This window comes from Burkholderia sp. BCC1644 (assembly GCF_902833225.1).
Taxonomy (GTDB): Bacteria; Pseudomonadota; Gammaproteobacteria; order Burkholderiales; family Burkholderiaceae; genus Burkholderia.
This window is the reverse complement of sequence record NZ_CADFEI010000016.1, coordinates 96,558-118,910: the sequence shown is the minus strand read 5'-3', so window position 1 is coordinate 118,910 and position 22,353 is coordinate 96,558. Positions and strand designations below refer to the sequence as shown.

Annotated in this window: 20 protein-coding genes; 6 read left to right on the top strand and 14 right to left on the bottom strand. The window is 68.6% G+C overall.

Features of this window, described 5'->3' with window-relative positions:
* The first annotated feature begins 51 nt into the window (after nucleotides 1-51).
* The 3 genes from HWX87_RS27955 to rsmA are packed head-to-tail and all read left to right on the top strand — an operon-like array spanning nucleotide 52 to nucleotide 3,288.
* Nucleotides 52-1,410 (top strand): peptidylprolyl isomerase, encoded by a 1,359-nt coding sequence (locus HWX87_RS27955; protein ID WP_176050304.1) that lies wholly within the window; start codon nucleotides 52-54, stop codon nucleotides 1,408-1,410.
* An 11-nt stretch (nucleotides 1,411-1,421) separates the two neighbouring features.
* Nucleotides 1,422-2,411, top strand: coding sequence for a 4-hydroxythreonine-4-phosphate dehydrogenase PdxA (pdxA, locus tag HWX87_RS27950; protein WP_176050303.1), 990 nt, complete (start codon nucleotides 1,422-1,424; stop codon nucleotides 2,409-2,411).
* Between the two features lie 49 nt (nucleotides 2,412-2,460).
* Nucleotides 2,461-3,288: a 16S rRNA (adenine(1518)-N(6)/adenine(1519)-N(6))-dimethyltransferase RsmA gene (gene rsmA, locus HWX87_RS27945; RefSeq protein WP_176050302.1), complete on the top strand. Its 828-nt coding sequence runs from the start codon at nucleotides 2,461-2,463 to the stop codon at nucleotides 3,286-3,288.
* A gap of 88 nt (nucleotides 3,289-3,376) precedes the next feature.
* On the opposite strand, the gene HWX87_RS27940 is transcribed toward rsmA, so the two are convergent.
* Complete coding sequence (locus HWX87_RS27940) at nucleotides 3,377-4,312, bottom strand: DMT family transporter (protein WP_176050301.1); 936 nt, start codon at nucleotides 4,310-4,312, stop codon at nucleotides 3,377-3,379.
* A 348-nt stretch (nucleotides 4,313-4,660) separates the two neighbouring features.
* On the opposite strand from HWX87_RS27940, the gene gloA reads away from it, so the two are divergent.
* Nucleotides 4,661-5,044, top strand: coding sequence for a lactoylglutathione lyase (gene gloA, locus HWX87_RS27935; RefSeq protein ID WP_124453625.1), 384 nt, complete (start codon nucleotides 4,661-4,663; stop codon nucleotides 5,042-5,044).
* Between the two features lie 109 nt (nucleotides 5,045-5,153).
* Here gloA and HWX87_RS27930 read toward each other — a convergent pair whose 3' ends face one another.
* Genes HWX87_RS27930 through glyQ form a run of 5 tightly spaced genes read right to left on the bottom strand, consistent with a single transcriptional unit; the run spans nucleotide 5,154 to nucleotide 10,596 of the window.
* Nucleotides 5,154-6,041, bottom strand: a complete 888-nt coding sequence (locus HWX87_RS27930; protein ID WP_176050300.1) for a SprT family zinc-dependent metalloprotease — start codon at nucleotides 6,039-6,041, stop codon at nucleotides 5,154-5,156.
* 46 nt (nucleotides 6,042-6,087) lie between these two features.
* Nucleotides 6,088-6,852: a lysophospholipid acyltransferase family protein gene (locus HWX87_RS27925; RefSeq protein WP_176050299.1), complete on the bottom strand. Its 765-nt coding sequence runs from the start codon at nucleotides 6,850-6,852 to the stop codon at nucleotides 6,088-6,090.
* 43 nt (nucleotides 6,853-6,895) lie between these two features.
* Nucleotides 6,896-7,459, bottom strand: coding sequence for a D-glycero-beta-D-manno-heptose 1,7-bisphosphate 7-phosphatase (gmhB, locus tag HWX87_RS27920; RefSeq protein ID WP_176050298.1), 564 nt, complete (start codon nucleotides 7,457-7,459; stop codon nucleotides 6,896-6,898).
* Between the two features lie 10 nt (nucleotides 7,460-7,469).
* Nucleotides 7,470-9,569 (bottom strand): glycine--tRNA ligase subunit beta, encoded by a 2,100-nt coding sequence (gene glyS / locus HWX87_RS27915; RefSeq protein WP_176050297.1) that lies wholly within the window; start codon nucleotides 9,567-9,569, stop codon nucleotides 7,470-7,472.
* Between the two features lie 22 nt (nucleotides 9,570-9,591).
* Nucleotides 9,592-10,596: a glycine--tRNA ligase subunit alpha gene (glyQ, locus tag HWX87_RS27910; protein WP_006477868.1), complete on the bottom strand. Its 1,005-nt coding sequence runs from the start codon at nucleotides 10,594-10,596 to the stop codon at nucleotides 9,592-9,594.
* Between the two features lie 321 nt (nucleotides 10,597-10,917).
* On the opposite strand from glyQ, the gene HWX87_RS27905 reads away from it, so the two are divergent.
* Nucleotides 10,918-12,573 (top strand): tetratricopeptide repeat protein, encoded by a 1,656-nt coding sequence (locus HWX87_RS27905; RefSeq protein WP_176050296.1) that lies wholly within the window; start codon nucleotides 10,918-10,920, stop codon nucleotides 12,571-12,573.
* A gap of 54 nt (nucleotides 12,574-12,627) precedes the next feature.
* Here the strand turns inward: HWX87_RS27905 and lnt are convergent, their stop codons facing one another.
* The 8 genes from lnt to HWX87_RS27865 all read right to left on the bottom strand — a co-directional run bounded on the left by lnt (nucleotide 12,628) and on the right by HWX87_RS27865 (nucleotide 20,966).
* On the bottom strand, nucleotides 12,628-14,328 hold the full coding sequence (gene lnt / locus HWX87_RS27900; protein WP_176050295.1) for an apolipoprotein N-acyltransferase: 1,701 nt from the start codon (nucleotides 14,326-14,328) through the stop codon (nucleotides 12,628-12,630).
* A 52-nt stretch (nucleotides 14,329-14,380) separates the two neighbouring features.
* Nucleotides 14,381-15,268, bottom strand: a complete 888-nt coding sequence (locus tag HWX87_RS27895; RefSeq protein ID WP_176050294.1) for a transporter associated domain-containing protein — start codon at nucleotides 15,266-15,268, stop codon at nucleotides 14,381-14,383.
* 319 nt (nucleotides 15,269-15,587) lie between these two features.
* Complete coding sequence (locus HWX87_RS27890; protein WP_167361875.1) at nucleotides 15,588-15,737, bottom strand: hypothetical protein; 150 nt, start codon at nucleotides 15,735-15,737, stop codon at nucleotides 15,588-15,590.
* Nucleotides 15,738-15,807: 70 nt separating this feature from the next.
* Nucleotides 15,808-16,440, bottom strand: coding sequence for a gamma-glutamylcyclotransferase (locus HWX87_RS27885; RefSeq protein WP_176050293.1), 633 nt, complete (start codon nucleotides 16,438-16,440; stop codon nucleotides 15,808-15,810).
* Between the two features lie 12 nt (nucleotides 16,441-16,452).
* A complete protein-coding gene (ybeY, locus tag HWX87_RS27880; RefSeq protein WP_176050292.1) occupies nucleotides 16,453-17,229 on the bottom strand; it encodes an rRNA maturation RNase YbeY in 777 nt (258 codons plus the stop codon).
* 140 nt (nucleotides 17,230-17,369) lie between these two features.
* Nucleotides 17,370-18,416, bottom strand: a complete 1,047-nt coding sequence (locus HWX87_RS27875) for a PhoH family protein (protein WP_034189029.1) — start codon at nucleotides 18,414-18,416, stop codon at nucleotides 17,370-17,372.
* 29 nt (nucleotides 18,417-18,445) lie between these two features.
* Nucleotides 18,446-19,819, bottom strand: coding sequence for a tRNA (N6-isopentenyl adenosine(37)-C2)-methylthiotransferase MiaB (gene miaB, locus HWX87_RS27870; RefSeq protein WP_176050291.1), 1,374 nt, complete (start codon nucleotides 19,817-19,819; stop codon nucleotides 18,446-18,448).
* Between the two features lie 214 nt (nucleotides 19,820-20,033).
* Nucleotides 20,034-20,966, bottom strand: a complete 933-nt coding sequence (locus HWX87_RS27865) for a LysR family transcriptional regulator (RefSeq protein ID WP_176050290.1) — start codon at nucleotides 20,964-20,966, stop codon at nucleotides 20,034-20,036.
* Nucleotides 20,967-21,110: 144 nt separating this feature from the next.
* Here HWX87_RS27865 and HWX87_RS27860 point away from each other — a divergent pair, with 144 nt between their 5' ends.
* A complete protein-coding gene (locus tag HWX87_RS27860; RefSeq protein ID WP_176050289.1) occupies nucleotides 21,111-22,286 on the top strand; it encodes an MFS transporter in 1,176 nt (391 codons plus the stop codon).
* Nucleotides 22,287-22,353 lie beyond the last annotated feature (67 nt).

The following is a 22,353-nucleotide window of genomic DNA, read 5'->3' as shown; positions in this document are numbered from 1 at the left end:
CGCCGGCTTGTCTGCACCGGTCAGCACGATTTCAATGGAGTTTCAGTGGCAATGAAGAAAAACCTTCGTTTCGCGGCAGTCGTGTCCAGCCTCGCCGCGTCCGCCGCGCTGCTCGCCGCCGCGCCGGCCGCGGCGCAGGCGCTCGGTTCGCCAGGTGCGCAGCTCGCCGACGAAGTCGTCGCGGTCGTCAACAACGACGTGATCACGGGCCGCGAACTCGACCAGCGCGCCGGCCTGATCGCGCGCCGGCTGCAGCAGCAGAACGCGCCCGTGCCGCCGACCGACCAGCTGCGCGCACAGGTGCTGAACCAGATGGTGCTCGAGCGCATCCAGGTGCAGAAGGCGAAGGACGACGGGATCCGCATCGACGACGCGACCGTGCAGTCCACGCTGCAGCGTCTCGCGCAGGCGAACGGGATGACGCTCGAGCAGTACCGTGCGCGTCTCGAGGCGCAAGGCGTGCCCTGGAGCATCTTCACGAGCGATGCACGTACCGAGCTGATGCTGTCGAAGCTGCGCGAGCGCGAGGTCGACGGCAAGATCACCGTGTCGGACGCCGAAGTCGCGAACTACATCGCGAGCCAGCGCGGGCCGAACGCGTCGCAGCAGCAGGACCTGCGCTTCCAGCACATCTTCGTCAAGGCGCCGACCAACGCGCCGCAGGCTGACATCGAGGCCGCGCAGAAGAAGGCCGACGCGCTGCTGCAGCAGGCGAAGTCGGGCGCCGATTTCGAGCGCCTCGCGAAGAACAACTCGGAAGCGAACGACGCGAAGAAGGGCGGCGACCTCGGTTTCAAGGCGCCGAGCGCGCTGCCGGCCGAAGTCGTCGACGCCGCATCGAAGCTGCGCCCGGGCCAGGTCAACCCGACGCTGATCCGCGTGCCGGACGGCTTCGAGATCGTGCGTCTCGTCGACCGCCGCCAGAGCCAGGGCGCGACCGCCGCCGCGCCGAAGATCGTCCAGACGCACGTGCGCCACATCCTGCTGCGCGTCGGTGAAGGCAAGTCGGAAGGCCAGGCGCGTCAGCAACTGGCCGACATCCGCAACCAGGTCGAGGCCGGCGGCGATTTCGCGAAGTTCGCGCGCACCTACTCGCAGGACGGGTCGGCGTCGCAGGGCGGCGATCTCGGCTGGATCAGCCCGGGCGAGACCGTGCCGGAATTCGAGCGTGCGATGAACAACCTGCAGGACGGCCAGATCAGCCAGCCGATTCGTACCGAGTACGGCTATCACCTGATCCAGGTGCTGAACCGCCGCGAAGCGGAAGGGTCGGTGCAGCAGCAGATGGACATCGCCCGCCAGGCGATCGGCCAGCGCAAGGCCGAGCAGGCCTACGCCGACTGGCTGCGCGAGCTGCGCGATTCGTCGTACGTTCAGTACAAGATCGGCGGCGTCGCCCCGGCGAACTGAGCGAGCTTCGGATGACCACGCCCGCGCTGCAGATCGCGATCACGACCGGCGAACCCGCGGGGGTCGGCCCGGAGCTGACCGTGCAGGCGCTGCGTGACGCGGCGCAGCGCTGGCCCGACGCACATTTCACAGTGCTCGGCGATGCGGCGCTGCTCGACGCGCGCGCCGCAGCCGTCGGCGTCGACCACGCCGTGCTGGCCGGCGGTGCGCAGGTGTCGGTCGCGCACCACGCGCTGGCCGTCCCCGCGCGGGCGGGCACGCTGGACGCCGCGAACGGCCGGTACGTGCTCGGGCTGCTCGACACGGCGATCGACGGCGCGCTGGCCGGCCGGTACGACGCGATCGTGACCGCGCCGCTGCAGAAGAGCACGATCAACGATGCGGGCGTGCCGTTTACCGGCCACACCGAATACCTGGCAGAGCGTACGCACACGCCGCGCGTCGTGATGATGCTGGCGGGCACCGGCGACAAGCCGCTGCGCGTCGCGCTCGCGACGACGCACCTGCCGCTGAAGGATGTCGCCGCCGCGCTGACGATCGACGGTCTCGTCGAGACGCTTGCGATCATCGATCGCGACCTGCGGCGCGACTTCGGTCTCGCCGCGCCGCGCATCCTCGTGACGGGCCTGAACCCGCATGCGGGCGAGAACGGTTATCTCGGCCGCGAGGAAATCGACGTGATCTCGCCGGCGCTGGCCCGTGCGAACGCGCAGCGCATCGACGCGCGCGGCCCGTATCCGGCCGACACGCTGTTTCAGCCGCGCCATCTGGCCGACGCCGATTGCGTGCTCGCGATGTTCCATGACCAGGGCCTGCCCGTGCTGAAGTATGCGACCTTCGGCGAGGGCATCAACGTGACGCTCGGGCTGCCGATCATCCGCACGTCGGTCGATCACGGCACCGCGCTCGACCTGGCCGGCACGGGACGTGCCGATCCGGGCAGCATGATTGCCGCGCTCGATACGGCCGTCACGATGGCGCGCCATCGCCGCGCGGCCTGACGCGGTCCGGCTTTACCTCATTCGTCGTATTTTTCGTTTTACTCAGTCGATGTCGAACAGCAGACAGCACCAAGGCCACTTCGCGCGCAAGCGCTTCGGGCAGAACTTCCTCGTCGATCACGGCGTGATCGATTCGATCGTGTCGACGATCGGCCCCGCGCGCGGTCAGCGTATGGTCGAGATCGGCCCCGGGCTCGGCGCGCTGACCGGGCCGCTGATCGAGCGTCTCTCGACGCCCGAGTCGCCGCTGCACGCGGTCGAGCTCGACCGCGACCTGATCGGCCGCCTGCAGCAACGCTTCGGTGCGCTGCTCGAACTGCACGCGGGCGACGCGCTCGCGTTCGACTTCCGTTCGCTCGCGGCGCCCGGCGACAAGCCGTCGCTGCGGATCGTCGGCAACCTGCCGTACAACATTTCCAGCCCGCTGCTGTTTCACCTGATGACGTTCGCCGATGCAGTCATCGACCAGCATTTCATGCTGCAGAACGAAGTCGTCGAACGGATGGTCGCTGAGCCCGGCACGAAGGCGTTCTCGCGGCTGTCGGTGATGCTGCAGTACCGCTACGTCATGGAAAAGATGCTCGACGTGCCGCCGGAATCGTTCCAGCCGCCGCCGAAGGTCGATTCGGCGATCGTCCGGATGATTCCGTACGAGCCGCACGAACTGCCGGCCGTCGATCCCGTGCTGCTCGGCGAAATCGTCACCGCCGCGTTTTCGCAGCGCCGCAAGATGCTGCGCAACACGCTCGGCGACTATCGCGAGACGATCGATTTCGATGGGCTCGGCTTCGATCTCGCGCGTCGCGCGGAGGACGTGAGCGTGGCTGAATACGTCGGCGTCGCGCAGGCGCTCGCGGCGGTGCGCAAGGCCGTTTGACGCGCGCGGCGCAGGCCGGGCCGGAAGTGTCGAAGAGGCTGCCCGACGGGGCGGCCTTTTTTATTGCGCGCGTGCCTTTCGTTGCGCGTCACGCCCGCCGGCGCGGCGGCGCGTTGACGAGCGCGATGCCGGTCAGCACGAGCGCGGCCGCGGACATGAAGCGCCAGCCGACCGACTCGCCGAGCAGCAGCACGCCGAACGCGACGCCGAACAGCGGCGACAGGAACGTGAAGACGGACAGCCGCGACGCGCTGTAGCGCGTCAGCAGCCAGAACCACGACAGGTAGCTGACGAACGCGACGATCACCGACTGGTACGCGAGGCTTGCGACCGCGATCGGCGTCACGTGCGCGAACGACACCTGACCGAACAGCGCGGCGAGTGCGACCAGCACGACCGCCGACACCGCGAGCTGGTAGAACAGCGTCTTGCTCGCGCTCGCCCGCGCGAGTGCCGTCGAGCGCACGACGACCGTCGTCGCGGCCCACATCGCGCCGCCGAGAATTCCGAGCGCGTCGCCGGCCAGCCCGGCCAGTACCGATGCGCCGGGCGCGCGAGGCTTCAGGAAGCCGTCCGCGAACGCGAGCGCGATGCCGGCGAACGCGAGACCGACGCCGGCCCATTGCGTGCGCTGCAACCGTTCGCCCGGTGCGAACAGGTGCAGGCCGAGTGCGGTGAAGCACGGCGCCGTGTACAGGAAGATCGCCATGTGAGATGCGCTCGTCAGCGTGAGCCCGAAGAACACGCAGATGAATTCGCCGGCAAACAGCGCACCGGCCGCGAGGCCCGCACCGAACGTGCCGTCGGCCTGGAACAGCGGCGTGCCGCGCGTGCGGGCCCAGCCCCACAGCAGCCCTGCTGCGATCACCGAGCGCAGCCCGGCCTGGAACATCGGCGCGATCGCGGCATTCGTGCTCTTGATCGCGACCTGCTGGAAGCCCCAGATCGCGCACAGCAGCAGCATCAGGCCGACGGCGCGCAGGTCGAGCGCGCGGCGCACGGGGGCGGCGGCGAGGGTGGTCATCGGCGCGCCTCGCCTGATCGGTACGGCGGCGGCAAGGTCGGACGGGTGGCGCGTCCGGCGCGCTCGAATCGGCGGTTTCGCACGGCAGTGTGGCTTCTGGGAAGGGTAGGTGGTCGCGTTCGGGCGGTGAAGCGCATGCCCGTTTTTGGTGCGAGGTGGAAGGATGTTACCCGATCGGCACGGTAGCCGGGCGAGCAGGATCGTGCCGTTTTCCGCCGTTGCGAGCGTGCTTGCGCGTATCGCGCCGATGCGCGGTATCGGCCGCGTCCGCGCCGTGCGCCCCCGGCGAGTTTTACCCGACTCTGGTAGAGTTCCCGGTTCTGGAAAGTCCCCACAGGAGTACAAGACATGCGTTTGCTGCATACGATGCTGCGAGTCGGCGATCTCGACCGCTCGATCAAGTTCTACACCGAATTGCTCGGCATGAAGCTGCTGCGTCGCGAGGACTATCCGGAAGGCAAGTTCACGCTCGCGTTCGTCGGCTACGAAGACGAGAGCACCGGCACCGTGATCGAGCTGACCCATAACTGGGATACGCCGTCCTACGATCTCGGCAACGGCTTCGGCCATCTGGCCGTGGCGGTCGAGGATGCGTACGCCGCGTGCGAGAAGATCAAGGCGCAAGGCGGCAAGGTCACGCGCGAAGCGGGCCCGATGAAGCACGGCACGACCGTGATCGCCTTCGTCGAGGATCCGGACGGCTACAAGATCGAGTTCATCCAGAAGAAGTGAGCGCCGGATGAAGGGGCCGCGGCGTGCGATGCGCGCGGGCGGCAAAAAGGGCGATGCGGGGTGACCCGCATCGCCCTTTTTCATGGGCGGCGATGCCGCGTGAATCGCGTCAAAGCGACGGCAGCAGCTCGGGCGGGTGATGCTTGAGCGTGTGCCGCGCTTCGCGGAACTCGGGGAAGATCGATTCGACGGTCTGCCAGAAGGCCGGGCTGTGGTTCATCTCGCGCAGGTGCGACAGCTCGTGCGCGACGACGTAGTCGATGATCGACATCGGAAAATGGATCAGCCGCCAGTTCAGGCGGATCTTGCCGTCGCTCGAACAGCTGCCCCAGCGTGTCGCGGCCGACGACAGCGCATACATCGAATACGTGACGCCGAGTTTTTCGGCGTAGACCGGGAGGCGTTCGCCGAAGATGCGTTTCGCTTCGCCCTGCAGCCAGCCCTGCACGCGATCCTTGATCTGCTGCATGTCGGCCTGCACGGGCAGCGGCAGCGACAGCCGCAGCGCATCGGCGTCGAACGAGACGGCGCCTGCGCCGAGCGCGATCGTCACCGTCTTGCCGAGGTACGGGAGCTGCGCGCCGTCGCGCCAGTCGATCTGCGGCAGCGCGCGCTGTTCGGTGCGCGTTTTCCACTCCGCGAGTTTCGCGAAGATCCAGCGTTGCTTCTCGGAGATCGCCGCTTCGATGTCGGCGAGCGTGACCCAGCGCGGCGCGGTGATCGACAACCCGCTGCCGTCGATCGTGAAGCCGATCGTACGGCGTGCCGAACGTTTCAGCCGGTATTCGAGCACGCGGCTGTCGAGCGCGAACGTGCGCACGCGCGAACGGTCGGGGGCCGGGCCCGGAGCGGGCGGGGCCGTAGGGGCGGCTTCAGGCGGCGCCGGCGGCGTGGCGGGCGCCGACGGTGCGGCGGCCGGCCCGTCGAAGAGCGGCAGATCCATCTGGCGATGATCGAGAGCCACGACGGCAGGCCGTGGCCGCGGACGCTGTTTCATCAGTTCGCTTCTTTTTGTCGTACGCAACGGCTGCAATCCGGGGGCTTCAGGCACGCGCGGCATCGCGCGAGCCGGCATTGCCCGCCTGACGATAGGAATCGGGATCGATGCGGCGCATTTCCGCTTCGATCCATGCTTCGACCTGCGAGTTCAATACATCGGGTGTCAGCCCGTCGCTGGGGATCGGCTTGCCGATCGACACGGTGACGACGCCCGGGAATTTCGTGAACGAGTTGCGCGGCCACACCCGACCTGCATTGTGCGCGATCGGCACGACGGGCGCGCCGGTTTCGATCGCGAAGCGCGCGCCGCCCGTCTTGTACTTGCCCTGCTTGCCGACCGGCGTGCGGGTGCCTTCCGGGAACATGATCATCCATGCGCCTTCCGACAGGCGCTTCTTGCCCTGGCGGATCACCGACGTGAACGCGTTCTTGCCTTCCTTGCGGTTGATGTTGACCATGTGCAGCAGCCCGAGCGCCCAGCCGAAGAACGGCACGTACAGCAGCTCGCGCTTGAACACGTAGCAGAGCGGCTTCGGCATCAGCGCCGGAAACGCGAGCGTCTCCCACGCGGACTGGTGCTTCGACAGCAGCACGGCCGGGCCGTCGGGCAGGTTCTCGTAGCCTTCGATCCGGTAGCGGATGCCGTTCAGCCAGCGCACGACCCACAGCGTGGACTTGCACCAGCCGGCCGCCATCCAGTAGCGCGCGTCGGGGCGCATGAACGGAAAGGCGATGAAGCACGCGGTGGCGTACGGCACCGTGTACAGGACGAAGTAGATCAGGAGCAGCAGGGAGCGGACGAAGCGCATCGGCGTAAGTCTGGCGTTAGGGAGGATGCGCGCGGCGGCCGCATCACTCGTGTTCGTGTGAAAGGAAATCGAGCGCGAACGCGCGCAGGTCGTCATGCACCTTCGTGCCGGGCGGCAGATTGCCCGCGGCGAGCGTCTTCTTGCCCTTGCCGGTCAGCACGAGGTGCGGCTTGAAGCCGACCGCGACGCCGGCCTGCAGGTCGCGCAGCGAATCGCCGACGACCGGCGTGTGATCGGGATCGATCTCGAAGCGCTCGGCGATCATCTGCATCATGCCGGGTTTCGGCTTGCGGCAGTCGCAGTGATCCTCGGCCGTATGCGGGCAGAAGAACACGGCGTCGATGCGCGCGCCGACCGCGGCCGCCGCGCGATGCATCTTCAGATGCATCTCGTTCAACGTGGCCATGTCGAACAGCCCGCGACCGATGCCGGACTGGTTGGTCGCGACGACCACGCGATAACCTGCGTGGTTGAGCCGGGCGATCGCCTCGAGACTGCCGGGCAGCGCGATCCATTCGTCGGGCGTCTTGATGAACGCATCCGAATCGACGTTGATCACGCCGTCCCGGTCGAGGACGACGAGCTTTCGGTTGGGGCTGATCGGCATCGTGCGGCCCTTATGCGGCGAGCTTCGAGATGTCGGCGACGCAGTTCATCTGCTGGTGCAGCGCGGACAGCAGCGCGAGCCGGTTGGCGCGCAGTGCGGGATCTTCCGCGTTGACCATCACGTCGTTGAAGAACGTGTCGACCGGTGCGCGCAGCGCGGCGAGCGCCGACAGCGCGCCCGTGTACGCACGCGCTTCAAGCTGCGACTGCACGTGCGGCGTCACGGCCGCGAGCTGTTCGTGCAGCGCCTTCTCGGCGGCTTCGACGAGCAGTGACGGCTGCACCGTGCCGTTCGCGCCGCCTTCCGACTTCTTCAGGATGTTCGAGATCCGCTTGTTCGCGGCCGCGAGCGCTTCGGCTTCCGCGAGGCGCGTGAATTCGCGCACCGCGTCGAGGCGGGCGACGAGATCGTCGACGCGCGTCGGGTTCAGGCTCAGCACCGCGTCGATTTCACCGGCCGTATAGCCGCGCTCGCGCAGCAGGCCGCGCAGGCGATCCATGAAGAACGCGAAGATCGCATCGGTCGACTCGGCGACGCCCGGCACGCCTTCGAAGCGCGCGTGGGCCGTGCGCAGCAGCGACACGAGATCGAGCGGCAGCTGTTTCTCGAGCAGCAGGCGCAGCACGCCGAGCGCGTGGCGGCGCAGCGCGAACGGATCCTTCTCGCCGGTCGGCGCGAGGCCGATGCCCCAGATGCCGACGATCGTTTCGAGCTTGTCGGCCAGCGCGACGGCGGTCGACACGGGCGTGGTCGGCAGCGCGTCGCCCGAGAAGCGCGGCTGGTAGTGCTCGGCGCACGCGAGCGCGACGTCGTCGGCTTCGCCGTCGTGGCGCGCGTAGTACGTGCCCATCGTGCCCTGCAGTTCCGGGAACTCGCCGACCATGTCGGTCAGCAGGTCGGCCTTCGCGAGGCGCGCGGCGCGCTTCGCGTGGGCGGCGTCGGCGCCGATCGCGGGCGCGATCTCGCCGGCCAGCGCCTCGAGGCGCTCGACGCGCGCGAGCGCCGAACCGAGCTTGTTGTGATACACGACGTTCGCGAGTTGCGGCACGCGGTCGGCGAGCGGTTTCTTCTTGTCCTGTTCGAAGAAGAACTTCGCATCGGCGAGGCGCGGGCGCACGACGCGCTCGTTGCCTTCGATGATCTCGCCCGGCGTCTTCGTCTCGATGTTCGACACGATCAGGAAGCGCGAACGCAGCTTGCCGGCGACGTCGGTCAGCGCGAAATACTTCTGGTTCGTCTGCATCGTGAGGATCAGGCATTCCTGCGGAACCTGCAGGTATTCGTCCTCGAAGCGGCACGGGTAGACGACCGGCCATTCGACCAGCGACGTCACTTCGTCGAGCAGCGATTCGGGCATCACGACCGTGTCGCCGTTCGCATGTTCGTTCAGCTGCGTGCGGATCGTTTCGCGGCGATCGACGAAGTGCGCGATCACGCGGCCCTTGTCGCGCAGCGTGTCGGCGTAGGCCCGCGCATGCTGGATCGCGACGAGGCCGTCGGACAGGAAGCGGTGGCCGAGCGTGGTGTCGCCGGCGTCGACGCCGAACGCAGTGACGGGCACGATGCGGTCGTCGTGCAGCACGGTCAGGCGATGCACCGGGCGCACGAACTTCACGTCGGAGCCGTCCGGGCGCTGGTACGTCATGAACTTCGGGATCGGCAGCTTCGCGAGCGCTTCGTCGAGCGCGGCCTGCAGGCCGTCCGCGAGCGTGGCGCCGGCCGCCGAATAGTTGATGAAGAACGCTTCGGCCTTGCCGTCCTGCGCGCGCTCGAGATCGGCGATCGACAGGTTCGGGTGGCCGAGCGCCGCGAGCTTCTTCGCGAGCGGGGCCGTCGGCTTGCCTTCCGCGTCGAGTGCGACCGACACCGGCAGGACTTTTTCGCGGACCTGCCTTTCAGGCGCGACGGCGCGCACGTTCTGGATGACGACGGCGAGGCGGCGCGGCGTGGCGTAGCGTTCGAATGCGAGTTCGCCTTCGACGAGGTCGCGCGCCGCGAGGCGTTGCGCGATACCTTCGGCGAATGCGTCGCCGAGGCGCGCGAGGGCCTTCGGCGGCAGCTCTTCGGTCAGCAGTTCGACGAGCAGGGGGGCGGGATGATTGTGCGTCATGGTTGGAATAAATCTCGTCTCGTCAGTCCTGATCGATCTTGCGTTCGACCTTGAGCGGCGGCGCCCATGCCGGCTGCGCGGCGTCCTGGGCGTCGGTGGTGAGGCCCGGCACGCCCGGCGGGTTGCCGAGCATCGGGAAGCCGAGCTTCTCGCGCGAGTCGTAGTAAGCCTGTGCGACGAGACGCGACAGTGCGCGGATGCGGCCGATGTACGCCGCACGCTCGGTGACCGAGATCGCGCCGCGCGCGTCGAGCAGGTTGAACGTGTGGCCGGCCTTCAGCACGAGTTCGTACGCGGGCAGCGCGAGCTGCGCGTCGATCATCTTCTTCGCTTCCGCTTCGTAGCTGTTGAAGAACGTGAACAGCAGGTCGACGTTCGCGTGCTCGAAGTTGTAGGTCGACTGCTCGACCTCGTTCTGGTGGTACACGTCGCCATACGACAGGCGGCGCAGCTCGGGGCCGTTCGGGCCTTGCTCTTCCCACTCGGTCCACACGAGGTCGTACACGTTCTCGACCTTCTGCAGGTACATCGCGAGGCGTTCGAGGCCGTAGGTGATCTCGCCGAGCACCGGCTTGCATTCGAGGCCGCCGACTTCCTGGAAGTACGTGAACTGCGTGACTTCCATCCCGTTCAGCCACACTTCCCAGCCGAGGCCCCACGCGCCGAGCGTCGGGTTTTCCCAGTCGTCCTCGACGAAGCGCACGTCGTTCTGCTTCAGGTCGAAGCCGAGCGCTTCGAGCGAGCCGAGGTACAGGTCGAGAATGTTTTCCGGCGCCGGCTTGAGCACGACCTGGTACTGGTAGTAGTGCTGCAGGCGGTTCGGGTTCTCGCCGTAGCGGCCGTCCTTCGGGCGGCGCGACGGCTGCACGTACGCGGCGCGCCACGGCTCGGGGCCGACCGCGCGCAGGAACGTGTGGACGTGCGACGTGCCCGCGCCGACTTCCATGTCGATGGGCTGGAGCAGGGCGCAACCCTGCTTGTCCCAGTAGGACTGCAGCGTCAGGATGATTTGCTGAAACGTAAGCATGAAGAGCCTTCGTGGCGCTGGCGCTCCGTTGCGGGCGGCGCTCCGGGTGGGGCCCGGAGGGTCGGCTCGCGCGGCGGCGCGGCTTGTTAGTGTGCTGAAACGCGTAATTTTACCGGATCGGCGACCGGATGCGGCCGGAACGCGGGCGAAGCCGCCGCCGGCCCGCTTCCGGAGGGCGCGCACGGGTGGCCGGCGCGGCCCGTCCGGCCGTCCGCGGGCCTGTCGCGACGCGCGTGCCGTGCCGCCGCGCGCGAGCGTTAAGATGCGCATATTGCGGCGCGCGTCATGCGAGCCGCGTCACCGCTTTCCGACGCCGACTGCATGGACGACCCGACCGAACTCCTCATTCCGCTGCTGCCGCCGTTCCTCGCGCTGCTCGGGCAGGCCGCCGACGCGCAGGCGCGCGGCGAGCGCGCCGCGCACGATCTGTGGCTCGCCGCCGCCGCCCATCTGCATGCGGTCGATGCCGATGCGCTCGCGCAACTCACGACGGCGCTCGTCGCGCGGCAGCGCACGGCCGATGCGCTCGCGCTCGCCGAGTGTGCGGTGCGCGTGCAGCCGGGCGCGACCGCGTACTTCAATCACGGCTATGCGCTGCAGATGGCCGGCCGCCACGCGGACGCCGTCGCGCCGTACCGCGCGGCGCTGGCGATCGATGCCGGCCGGCCGTCGTTGCGCAACAACCTCGCGATCGCGCTGCGGCTGTCGGGCGGCGACCGCGCCGAGGAGATCGCGTTGCTCGACGCGGCCGTGAAGCACGATCCGCAAGACGTGCAGGCATGGATCAACCTCGTCGTCGCGCGGCTCGCGACGCACGACCTGGACGGCGCGCTCGCGTGCGCCGCGCGGCTGGCCGACCTCGCGCCCGACAACGCGCTCGCGATGAACAACGTCGCAATGGCAATGAAGGAGGCGCAGCGCTGGGACGATGCCGAGCGCTACGCGGCGCGCGCATGCGAGCTGGCGCCCGACGACGCGTCGTTCCGTTTCAACCTGGCGATCATCCAGCTCGTGCGCGGCAACTACGCAGCCGGCTGGCGCGGCCACGAGGCACGCTGGGACGGCGCGGGCGAGCTGCGCGGCCGCCGGCCGGCGCTGCCGGGCCCGCGCTGGCAGGGCGAGCCGCTCGCGGGCAAGACGCTGCTGGTGTGGGGCGAGCAGGGCCTCGGCGACGTGCTGCAGTTCTGCCGCTTCGTCGCGCCGCTCGCCGAGCGCGTGCATCGCGAAGGCGGCCGGCTCGTGTGGAATACGTTCCCGCAGGTCGGCATGCTGATGCAGCGCAGCCTTGGCGCGCACGCGGATGATTTTGGCGCGGGCGGCGGTGTCGATGCGCTCCCGGCGTTCGACTACGAGGTGCCGCTGATCGGCCTGCCGCTGATGCTCGGGATGGAAGCGTCGACGCTCGCGTCGTCGGTGCCGTACCTGCGGGCCGACTCCGATGCGTGCGATGCGTGGCGCGCGCGGCTCGCCGGCGAACGTCGGCTGAAGGTCGGGCTCGTGTGGACGGGCAGCGCGGGCCACCAGCGCAACCCGTTCCGGCGCGTCGGGCTCGAGCGCTATGCCGATGCGTTTCGCGGGATCGACGGCGTCGCGTTTTATTCGCTGCAGCCGGGCGCGCACGCGGATGTCGCCGCGGCACGCGCGGCCGGCTTCGCGGTCGAGGATTTCACGGCGGAACTGACGAGCTTCGACGATACGGCCGCGTTCATCGGCGCGCTGGATCTCGTGATTACCGTATGCACGTCGGTCGCGCACCTGGCGGGCGCGCTCGGTGCGCGCACCTGGGTGCTGCTCGACGTGAATCCGCACTGGCCGTGGATGCTCGAACGCGCGGACAGCCCGTGGTATCCGACTGCCACGTTGTACCGGCAGTCGACGTTCGGTGCGTGGGCACCGGTGATGGAGGCGGCGAGTCGCGACCTGCGGAGCCTGGCCGCGCAGCCGGATCGGCTGGATCGAGCGGCGCGGCAGGCCTGAGCGGCCTGCCGCGCCGCGGTCATCGGCCGCCGCGCGCAGCGGCGGCCGTTTGCCTCATTCGGGCTTGTCGTCGCCGCTCTTCCGGCCGTTGCGCCGGCGCAGCCCCGGCCCGAACGTGAAGCCGAACGCCAGCAGCACGAACGACACCGCGAGCACGATGTTGTTGCCGCTCGTCACGTAAGGCGTGAAGCCGCTCGTGCCCTCGATCCGCACATCCAGCGAGCCGATCGTGAACGGCTTCAGCTGGCCGAGCACGCGCCCGTGCGCATCGATCGCGGCCGTCATCCCCGTGTTGGTCGAGCGCAGCATCGGCCGGCCCGTTTCGAGCGAGCGCATCCGCGCGATCTGCAGGTGCTGGTCGAGCGCGATCGTGTCGCCGAACCACGCGAGGTTCGTCACGTTGACGAGCACGCCCGGCGGCTGCGGATTGTCGCGGATCGTCGCGGCGATTTCCTCGCCGAACAAGTCCTCGTAGCAGATGTCGGCCATCACCGGCTGGTTGTGCACGAGGAACGGCTTCTGCACCGGCGCGCCGCGCGCGAAATCGCCGAGCGGCATCTTCATCAGGTTGACGAACCACCGGAAGCCCCACGGGATGAATTCACCGAAGGGCACGAGATGGTGCTTGTCGTAGTGATAGATGTCGCGCGAGTTCGGCGTCACGCCGTACAGGCTGTTCGTATAGTCGACGTAGTGGCCGTCCTCGGTCACCGACGCGCCGACCGCGCCGAACAGCACGGCCGAACCCGTCGTGTCGCTGAACTTGCGGATCGCGACGGCGAACGGCTCGGGCAGCTCCTGGATCATCACCGCGATCGCGGTCTCCGGCGTGACGATCAGGTCGGCCGGCTTTTCGACGATCATCTGCTGGTACATCTTGATCGCGGCGTCGATGCCTTCCTGCTCGAACTTGATGTCCTGCTTCACGTTGCCTTGCAGCAGCCGCACGGTGAGCGGTGCATTCGCGGGCACAGTCCACGTGACCTGCGACAGCCCGAGGCCGGCCGCGATGAGCGCGACCGCCACGCCGGCCGGCGCGGCGATGCGCACGCGCGCATTGCCGCCCGCACTGTCGGGGCCGCGGTCACGCGCGGGCGACGGGCGTGCGGCGGCGAGCGCCTGCACGACCAGCGCAGCGAACAGCGCGAGCACCCAAGCGATCCCGTACACGCCGACCACCGGCGCGAAGCCCGCGAACGGGCCGTCGACCTGCGGGTAGCCGCTGGCGAGCCACGGGAAGCCGGTGAACAGCGTGCCGCGCAGCCATTCGCCGAAAGCCCACGCGCTCGCGAACGCGAACGCGCCGTGCCAGGTGGGCGAGAACGGGCGCGGGTCGGGTGTGCGGCGATGCCACGCATGACCCGCGCAGAACGACCACAGCCCGGCCGAGAACGCCGGATACAGCGACAGGTACAGCGCGAACAGCACGAGCGCGCCGCCCGCGAGCGGCGCGGCCATCTCGCCGTACACGTGCATGCTGATGTAGAGCCACCAGATGCCGCTGATGAAGTTGCCGAAGCCGAACGCGCCGCCGGTGAGCGCGGCGCCGCGCCAGCTCGACGTGCGCGTCAGCTGCGCGAAAAACCAGACGAATACGACGAGTTGCAGCCAGCCGCCGTGCGGCGTCGGTGCGAAGCTGATCGTATTGGCGGCGCCGGCGAGCAGCGCGGCCGGGTAGTGCCAGCGCGGCAGCGTGCGGCCGGGCGCCGGCGCGAGGAGGCCGCCAGCCGGGCGGGACGGGATCGGATCGTCCATGTGAAGCGGAAGTGGGCGAGCGGTTGAAGGAAACGCGGCTGGCGCGGAACGGTCAGTCTTCGTGCGAGGTTTCGGCGCGACGGCTGGCGAGCGGATTGCGGCGCACCAGCAGCACATGCACCTGGCGCGCATCGCCGCGCTGGATCTCGAACACGAGATTGCCGAGCTGCAGCTTCTCGCCGCGGTGCGGCACGCGTCCGAAATGATGGGTGATCAGGCCGCCGATCGTGTCGACTTCGTCGTCGGGGAAATCGGTGCCGAACGCCTCGTTGAACTGTTCGATCTCGGTGAGCGCGCGCACGCGGAAGCGGCCGTCCGGCCCCGAGATGATGTTGCCGGCTTCCTCGTCGAAGTCGTATTCGTCCTCGATGTCGCCGACGATCTGTTCGAGCACGTCCTCGATCGTGATCAGGCCTGCGACGCCGCCGTATTCGTCGACGACGATCGCCAGGTGGTTGCGGTTCACGCGGAAGTCGTGGAGCAGCACGTTCAGGCGCTTCGATTCCGGGATAAACACGGCCGGGCGCAGCATCCCGCGCACGTCGAACTCTTCCTCGGCGTAAAAACGCAGCAGATCCTTCGCGAGCAGCACGCCGATGACGTTGTCGCGGTTCTCCTCGTACACGGGGTAGCGCGAGTGCGCTTTTTCGAGGACGAACGGGATGAAATCCTCGGGCTTGTCGGCGATGTTGATCGCGTCCATCTGCGCGCGCGGCACCATGATGTCGCGGGCGCACAGATCGGATACCTGGAACACGCCTTCGATCATCGACAGCGAGTCGGCGTCGATCAGGTTGCGTTCGTGGGCGTCCTGGAGGATTTCCAGCAACTCGCCGCGGGATTCGGGCTCGGGCGAGATGAAGTCGGTCAGGCGCTCGAGCAGCGAGCGCTTTTCTTGCGGTTTGTCGGTTAGCTTACGACTGGGATACGAATCGTTCATGGTGGTGCGCCCGGGTCATGCCGGAGCGCGCTGTCACGGAGTAGGCAAGGATACACCAAGGGCACGACGCGACCGTGTCACCCCGGCCGTACGGCCAGGGCGGGCTGCTCGCGGGCCCCGCTCGCGGACGGCCGCGCCGGGCGCGACATCGTCCTCGGGTCCATCCTATCTCAGAAAAGGGCGAAGGCGCAGCAGCGGCAAAAAAGCGGGTCCGGGCAGGATGGGCCGGCCCGACGCGGGGAAGCGGCCGGCCGTCCGGTTAGCGCCGGCGGCAATCTGCCGCATGCGATTGCCGCCGAAGACGGGGGCGGAAGCGGGCTCAGAAGCGCATGCCGGCCGAGCACCCGCCGGCGGCCGCACCGTTGGTCGCGGCGCCGCCGCAGCCGAGGATGCCGCAGCCGGACAGCGCGACGCTCGCGGCGACGAGCAGCGCGGCGACCTTGCAGCGCGACCAGCGTGACGGTTTCATCGGCGGGAACCTCGTTCGAATGCGCGGGCAGCGCGGTTTCGCGTGACGGCAAGCCGGGCGTCGGGTCGCGTCACCGGCATCGCGCGAGCAGCCCTTCGAGTGCGCGATCGGGGATGCCGCTCGCGCGCAGCGCGTCGACCGTGCGGCTCACGTAGTCGAGCGTCGTGCCGTAGCGGCCGGTCGCGCAGCTGAACACTTCCTTCACGATCGGGTCGGACAGCTTGCCCGTATAGGTCGGTACGTCGCGGCGCATCACGAAGGCGAGCGCGTTCACGCGTTCGCCGTTCTCGAGCGAGCAAGGCAGCCAGGCGGGCCGGTACGACCCCATCGGCATCTCGCGCTTCCAGAGCGTCTCGAGGTGCGGTTGCGCGGTCGGGCCCGACAGCCGGAATGCAATGCCCGAGCACGAGCCGCCGCGATCGAGCGCGAGTACGAGGCCCGGGCGTTCGGGCGTGCCGCGGTTCACGCGCGACCACAGGTACAGCCCGCGGTGGTAGCCGTGCACCTTGCCGCGCACGGCGGCGACGGTCGGCAGACCGGGGTTCCAGATCAGCGAGCCATAACCGAACAGCCAGAGGTCCTGCCGGCCGTCCCAGTCGCGCATCGTGTGCGCGAGCGAGGCCGCGAGCTCGTCTTCCGTCAGCAGTCGCCCGTCGCCGATCGCGGGCGGGTAGGCGGACGGGAGCATCGCGGCGTTGCGCATCGTACTGAAGGCTTACTGGTAGGGGTTCGGGAAGCCCAGCTTCGCGAGGATGTCGACTTCGAGCGCTTCCATCTCGGCCGCGTCTTCGTCGCTCGTCTCGTGGTCGTAGCCCTGCGCGTGCAGCGCGCCGTGCACCAGCAGGTGCGCGTAGTGGGCCGTGAGCGGCTTGCCCTGTTCGTGCGCTTCCTTCTCGACGACCGGGCAGCACAGCACGAGGTCGCCGATCACGGTGCCGTCGGGCGTCGCGTCGTACGCGAAGGTCAGCACGTTGGTCGGGTAGTCCTTGTGGCGGTAGCCGGCGTTCAGCGTGCGGCCTTCGTCTTCGCCGACGAAGCGCACGGTGAGCTGCGCGCTCGCGAACAGCGCCGGCTCGATCCATTCGGCGATCAGCTTGCGCTTGGGCAGCGTCTTGCGCATCTCGCTCGTGATCTCGTCGCCGTACTGCACGGACAGGTCGAGTTCCAGCGCGCGCGGTTCGTCGTCGACGTCGTCTTCGCGCGGCGCGAGCTCGGCGCCCACGTGCAGCGTCACGCTGTCGTAGTGCTCGGGCTGCAGCGCGAGCTTCGCGCGCATCGCCGGGTCGTTGTGCTGCGCGACGATCGCGACGGCCGCGTCGCCCGAACTGCCCGACAGGTCGAACATCAGGCTGCGACCGTCCGGGAAGTCGATCCGCAGCCCTTGTGCGTTGACGGTACGGGCCTTGCCCTTCGCGTCGAACAGCGAAAGACGGGGGGATTCGGGCGCGGCGGACTGGGCGCGACCGGACTTGCGGGAACGAGAGGATTTCATGACGCGTACGGCGATTGGGACGCGTTGAGGATACACCAAACGGCCGATCCCACCCGAATTCGAACGGGCGAAAAAAAGCCCGGCGCGCCGTGTGGCGGGCCGGGCCGGCAGGCCAGGGCAGCGCGCGCGGGCGCCGCCCGTCAGCCGTCCTGGTGCTGCGCGTGGAACTCGTCGTACGCCTCGACGATGCGTGCGACGAGCGGGTGGCGCACGACGTCCGCGCTCGTGAAGCGCGTGAGTGCGATGCCGCGCACGCCGCCGAGCACCTGCTGCGCTTCGACGAGGCCGCTCTTGTGGCCGCGCGGCAGGTCGACCTGGCTCGTGTCGCCGGTCACGACGGCCTTCGAGCCGAAGCCGATCCGCGTGAGGAACATCTTCATCTGCTCGGGCGTCGTGTTCTGCGCCTCGTCGAGGATGATGAACGCGTGATTCAGCGTGCGGCCGCGCATGTACGCGAGCGGTGCGATCTCGATCATCTGGCGCTCGAACATCTTCGCGGTCTTGTCGAAGCCGAGCAGGTCGTACAGCGCGTCGTACAGCGGGCGCAGGTACGGATCGACCTTCTGCGCGAGATCGCCCGGCAGGAAGCCGAGCCGCTCGCCGGCTTCGACGGCCGGGCGCGTCAGCACGATCCGCTTGACCTGGTCGCGCTCGAGCGCGTCGACCGCGCAGGCGACCGCGAGGTAGGTCTTGCCGGTACCGGCCGGCCCGATGCCGAACGTCACGTCGTGCGACAGGATCTGCTTCAGGTACTCGCGCTGCGCGGGCGTACGGCCGCGCAGGTCGGCGCGCCGCGTGTACAGCTTCGGCGCGGGTTCTTCGTCCGGCTCGCTGGCGTCGAGCTGCACGACGGGCTCGTCGAACGGATGGTCGGGGTCGCCGCGGAAGCGCACGTCGAGCGTGTCCTGGCGGCCGTTGCCGGTCGTGTGGCGCACCTCGACCAGCGCGAGTTGGATGTCGTCGACCGACAGCGGATCGCGCGCACGGTTGTAGAAGTTTTCGAGCGCGGCGAGCGCGAGCTTGGCGCCGCGCCCGCGGATCGTGATCCGGTGGCCGCGCCGCGCGAGCGTGACGTCGAGCGCCTGTTCGATCTGCCGCAGGTTCTCGTCGAGCGGGCCGCAGAGATTGGCGAGGCGCGCATTGTCATCGCGCGGGGCAGTGAATTCCAGTGCTTGGACGGTCTTCAAAGTAGCGTCGGGCTCCTGTTGAGCGTCAATTAGTGGGTGGCCGCGCTCGCGTCGTCGCTGACGAGCACGAGTTCGCCGCGCAGCGAATGCGGGTACGCATGGTTGATCTTCACGTCGATCATCTGGCCGATCAGGCGCGGGTGCGACGCGAGCGGCGCCGGGAAATTCACGACCCGGTTGTTCTCGGTGCGGCCCGCGAGTTCGTTCGGGTCCTTGCGCGACGGGCCCTCGACGAGGATCCGCTCGACCTTCCCGACCATCGACTGGCTGATGCGCGCGACGTTCTCCTCGATGGTCGCCTGCAGATGTTGCAGGCGTTTGAGCTTCACTTCGCGCGGCGTGTCGTCGTGCAGGTTCGCGGCCGGCGTGCCGGGGCGCGGGCTGTAGATGAACGAGAAGCTCGTGTCGTAGCTCATGTCGTGCACCAGCGCCATCATCTTGTCGAAATCGTCCTCGGTCTCGCCGGGGAAGCCGACGATCATGTCGGTCGACAGCGACAGGTCGGGGCGGATCGCGCGCAGCTTGCGGATCACCGACTTGTATTCGAGCACCGTGTAGCCGCGCTTCATCGCCATCAGGATGCGGTCGGAGCCGTGCTGGACGGGCAGGTGCAGGTGGCTCACGAGCTTCGGCACCTTCGCGTAGGTGTCGATCAGGCGCTGCGTGAATTCCTTCGGATGCGACGTCGTATAGCGGATCCGCTCGATGCCGGGGATGTCGGCGACGTATTCGATCAGCGTCGCGAAATCGGCGATTTCCGACGAGCCGGCCGCCAGCGCGCCGCGGTACGCGTTCACGTTCTGGCCGAGCAGCGTGACTTCGCGCACGCCCTGGTCGGCGAGGCCGGCCACTTCGGTCAGCACGTCGTCGAGCGGGCGCGACACTTCATCGCCGCGCGTGTACGGCACCACGCAGTAGCTGCAGTACTTCGAGCAGCCTTCCATGATCGACACGAACGCGGTCGGCCCCTCGACGCGCGCGGGCGGCAGGTGGTCGAACTTTTCGATTTCGGGGAACGAGATGTCGACCTGCGCGCGGCCGCTCTCGCGGCGCGCGTCGATCATCTGCGGCAGGCGGTGCAGGGTTTGCGGGCCGAACACGAGGTCGACGTACGGGGCGCGCGACACGATCGACGCGCCTTCCTGGCTCGCGACGCAGCCGCCGACGCCGATCAGCAGGCCGGGCTTCGCTTCCTTCAGCTCGCGCACGCGGCCGAGATCGGAGAACACCTTCTCCTGCGCCTTTTCACGCACCGAGCACGTGTTGAACAGGATGATGTCCGCGTCTTCCGGCGTGTCGGTCTTTTCGAGGCCTTCGGAGGCGTTGAGCACGTCCACCATCTTGTCCGAGTCGTACTCGTTCATCTGGCAGCCGAAGGTCTTTACGTAAACTTTCTTGGTCATGGGGATTCGCCGTTCGCAGTGGTTGACCTGGGGGCGTCGTCAAGGGTGAATCGGGACGGTCGTGCGCTGCACGCGGATGGCGCGCATCGAGCAGGAAAAGCCGTCGGGAAAGCCTTCCATTATAGCTTTTCGCGCTGCCCTGGGCCGGCGCCGGGTTGCGGCTGTGCGACGTCGATCGGCGGGTTCGGACCCTTGAAGGGCGGCGCGCCGGCCGTCAGCGGCACGCATTCAGCAGGTCGTCGTGCGCGGCTTCCTCGCGCGCGAAGCGTTCGGCAAGGAAGTCGAGCAGCACGCGCACGCGCGGCGCCATGTAGCGCTTGCCGGGATAGATCGCGTGCAGCGGCGCGCTCTGGTGCCGCCAGTCGGGCAGCAGGACCTTGAGCCGCCCGGCGCGGATGTCGTCGGCGACATCCCAGATCGAGTTCAGCACGATGCCGTGGCCGCGCAGCGCCCACTCGCGGGCGAGGCCGCCGTCGTTGGTCTCGAACGCGGTGGCGAGCGGCACCGTGCAGGTCTGCGTGTCGCCGCCGCGCGTGAAGCGCCACGTGTTCATCGGCCCGGACGCCACCGTGATCACGTTGCACGGAAAGCGGGCCAGATCGTTCGGATCGCGCGGCATGCCATGGCGTTCGACGAACGACGGCGCCGCGCACGGCACGCGCCGGTCCGCGGCGAGCCGGCGGGCGATCAGCGCGCCGTCGGGCGGCGCGGCGAAACGGATCGCGAGGTCGATCTCGTCCTGCCACAGGTTCACCGTCGAGTCGGACGCCGTCAGCGAGAAGGTCACGTCCGGGTAGCGTGCGGTGAATTCGTCGAGCCAGTCGAGCAGCCGGCGGCGGCCGAAATCGGACGTCGCCGACAGCCGCACCCGGCCGCCGACGACGTTGCGGCCGGCCTGCAGCAGCGCATTTGCGTCGTCGAGCGCCTGCAACGCCTGCCGGCAGCCGTTCAGGTACAGGCGGCCCTCGTCGGTGAGCCGCAACTGCCGGGTCGAACGGTCGAACAGCCGGGTGGCGACCGCCGCCTCGAGCTTGGCGAGGCGCGCGCTCGCGGCGGCCGGCGTGAGATTCAGCTTGCGCCCGGCGGCGGACAGGCTGCCCAGTTCGGCCGCCTCGACGAACAGCCGGATATCGCCCAGTCGATCCATGCGATTTTCCAGAAATATTTGAAAATGATTCAAACGCCACGCCAATTATCAAATATCGGCATCTTCGGGACAATGCGCACATCCTGCCTTTTGTGCGGTGCGGCACCGACCGGGCGCCGCGGCCGCCGCCTTCCGGAGAACGTCATGCCCATCCCGTTACTGGCGCTTGCGATCAGCGCCTTCGCCATCGGCACCACCGAGTTCATCATCATGGGCCTGCTGCCCGAAGTCGCGCACGACCTGGCCGTGTCGCTGCCGTCGGCCGGCCTGCTCGTCACCGGCTATGCGCTCGGCGTTGCGGCCGGCGCACCGCTGCTCGCGGTGCTGACGAGCCGCATGCCGCGCAAGGCGGCGCTGCAGCTGCTGATGGCGATCTTCATCGTCGGCAACGTGCTGTGCGCGACCGCGTCCGGCTACGCGATGCTGATGGTCGCGCGCGTCGTCACGTCGTTCGCGCACGGGTCGTTCTTCGGGATCGGCGCGGTGGTCGCCGCGTCGCTCGTGCCGGCCGACAAGCGCGCGAGTGCGATCGCGCTGATGTTCACGGGGCTCACGCTGTCGAACGTGCTCGGCGTGCCGTTCGGCACGTTCGTCGGTCAGCTGCTCGGCTGGCGCGCGTCGTTCTGGATCGTTGCAGCGCTCGGCGTGCTGGCGCTCGGCGGCGTGGCCGCGCTGGTGCCGAACCGTCACGACAGCGGGCCGGTCGGCCTCGGCCACGAAGTGCGCGTGCTGAAGGAGCCGCAGGTGTGGCTCGCGCTGCTGATGACGGTGCTCGGCTTCGGCGGCGTGTTCGTCGTGTTCACGTATATCGCGCCGATTCTGGAAACCGTGTCGGGCTACTCGCCGCGCGCGGTCGCACTGATCCTCGTGCTGTTCGGCGCCGGGCTGACGATCGGCAACACGCTCGGCGGCAAGCTTGCCGACCGTGCGCTGATGCCGTCGCTGATCGCGATCCTCGTCGCGCTGATGGCCGTGATGGCCGTGTTCGCGAAGACGAGCCACCTGCCGGTCGCGGCCGCCGTCACCGTATTCGTCTGGGGGATCGCCGCGTTCGCGACGGTGCCGCCGCTGCAGGCCCGCGTGGTCGAGAAGGCCGCAAGCGCGCCGCATCTCGCATCGACGTTGAACATCGGCGCGTTCAACGTCGGCAACGCGGGCGGTGCGTGGCTCGGCGGCCTCGCGTTGGAGCACGGCTTCGCGCTCGACGCGCTGCCGTGGGTTGCCGTCGCGGTGACGTTCGCGGCGCTCGTCGTCACGTGGTTCGCGATGCGGCTCGACGCGCGCGGCCCGGCACGCGGCGCGGCGCCGGCCGCGCAGTGAGCGACGCGATAGCGGCAGGAAAAGGTTCGCGAGAAACGCATTCCTCCGCGATGCTGATAACGGTGTG

What these genes read in the sequence shown, in the direction of transcription:
- glyS (WP_176050297.1), bottom strand. Translation starts at nt 9,569, where the DNA reads ATGACGCACAATCATCCCGCCCCCCTGCTCGTCGAACTGCTGACCGAA.
- HWX87_RS27955 (WP_176050304.1), top strand. Translation starts at nt 52, where the DNA reads ATGAAGAAAAACCTTCGTTTCGCGGCAGTCGTGTCCAGCCTCGCCGCG.
- HWX87_RS27905 (WP_176050296.1), top strand. Translation starts at nt 10,918, where the DNA reads ATGGACGACCCGACCGAACTCCTCATTCCGCTGCTGCCGCCGTTCCTC.
- gloA (WP_124453625.1), top strand. Translation starts at nt 4,661, where the DNA reads ATGCGTTTGCTGCATACGATGCTGCGAGTCGGCGATCTCGACCGCTCG.
- glyQ (WP_006477868.1), bottom strand. Translation starts at nt 10,596, where the DNA reads ATGCTTACGTTTCAGCAAATCATCCTGACGCTGCAGTCCTACTGGGAC.
- HWX87_RS27865 (WP_176050290.1), bottom strand. Translation starts at nt 20,966, where the DNA reads ATGGATCGACTGGGCGATATCCGGCTGTTCGTCGAGGCGGCCGAACTG.
- HWX87_RS27925 (WP_176050299.1), bottom strand. Translation starts at nt 6,852, where the DNA reads ATGCGCTTCGTCCGCTCCCTGCTGCTCCTGATCTACTTCGTCCTGTAC.
- HWX87_RS27885 (WP_176050293.1), bottom strand. Translation starts at nt 16,440, where the DNA reads ATGCGCAACGCCGCGATGCTCCCGTCCGCCTACCCGCCCGCGATCGGC.
- lnt (WP_176050295.1), bottom strand. Translation starts at nt 14,328, where the DNA reads ATGGACGATCCGATCCCGTCCCGCCCGGCTGGCGGCCTCCTCGCGCCG.
- miaB (WP_176050291.1), bottom strand. Translation starts at nt 19,819, where the DNA reads ATGACCAAGAAAGTTTACGTAAAGACCTTCGGCTGCCAGATGAACGAG.
- HWX87_RS27940 (WP_176050301.1), bottom strand. Translation starts at nt 4,312, where the DNA reads ATGACCACCCTCGCCGCCGCCCCCGTGCGCCGCGCGCTCGACCTGCGC.
- pdxA (WP_176050303.1), top strand. Translation starts at nt 1,422, where the DNA reads ATGACCACGCCCGCGCTGCAGATCGCGATCACGACCGGCGAACCCGCG.
- HWX87_RS27860 (WP_176050289.1), top strand. Translation starts at nt 21,111, where the DNA reads ATGCCCATCCCGTTACTGGCGCTTGCGATCAGCGCCTTCGCCATCGGC.
- HWX87_RS27895 (WP_176050294.1), bottom strand. Translation starts at nt 15,268, where the DNA reads ATGAACGATTCGTATCCCAGTCGTAAGCTAACCGACAAACCGCAAGAA.
- rsmA (WP_176050302.1), top strand. Translation starts at nt 2,461, where the DNA reads ATGTCGAACAGCAGACAGCACCAAGGCCACTTCGCGCGCAAGCGCTTC.
- HWX87_RS27930 (WP_176050300.1), bottom strand. Translation starts at nt 6,041, where the DNA reads ATGAAACAGCGTCCGCGGCCACGGCCTGCCGTCGTGGCTCTCGATCAT.
- HWX87_RS27890 (WP_167361875.1), bottom strand. Translation starts at nt 15,737, where the DNA reads ATGAAACCGTCACGCTGGTCGCGCTGCAAGGTCGCCGCGCTGCTCGTC.
- ybeY (WP_176050292.1), bottom strand. Translation starts at nt 17,229, where the DNA reads ATGAAATCCTCTCGTTCCCGCAAGTCCGGTCGCGCCCAGTCCGCCGCG.
- gmhB (WP_176050298.1), bottom strand. Translation starts at nt 7,459, where the DNA reads ATGCCGATCAGCCCCAACCGAAAGCTCGTCGTCCTCGACCGGGACGGC.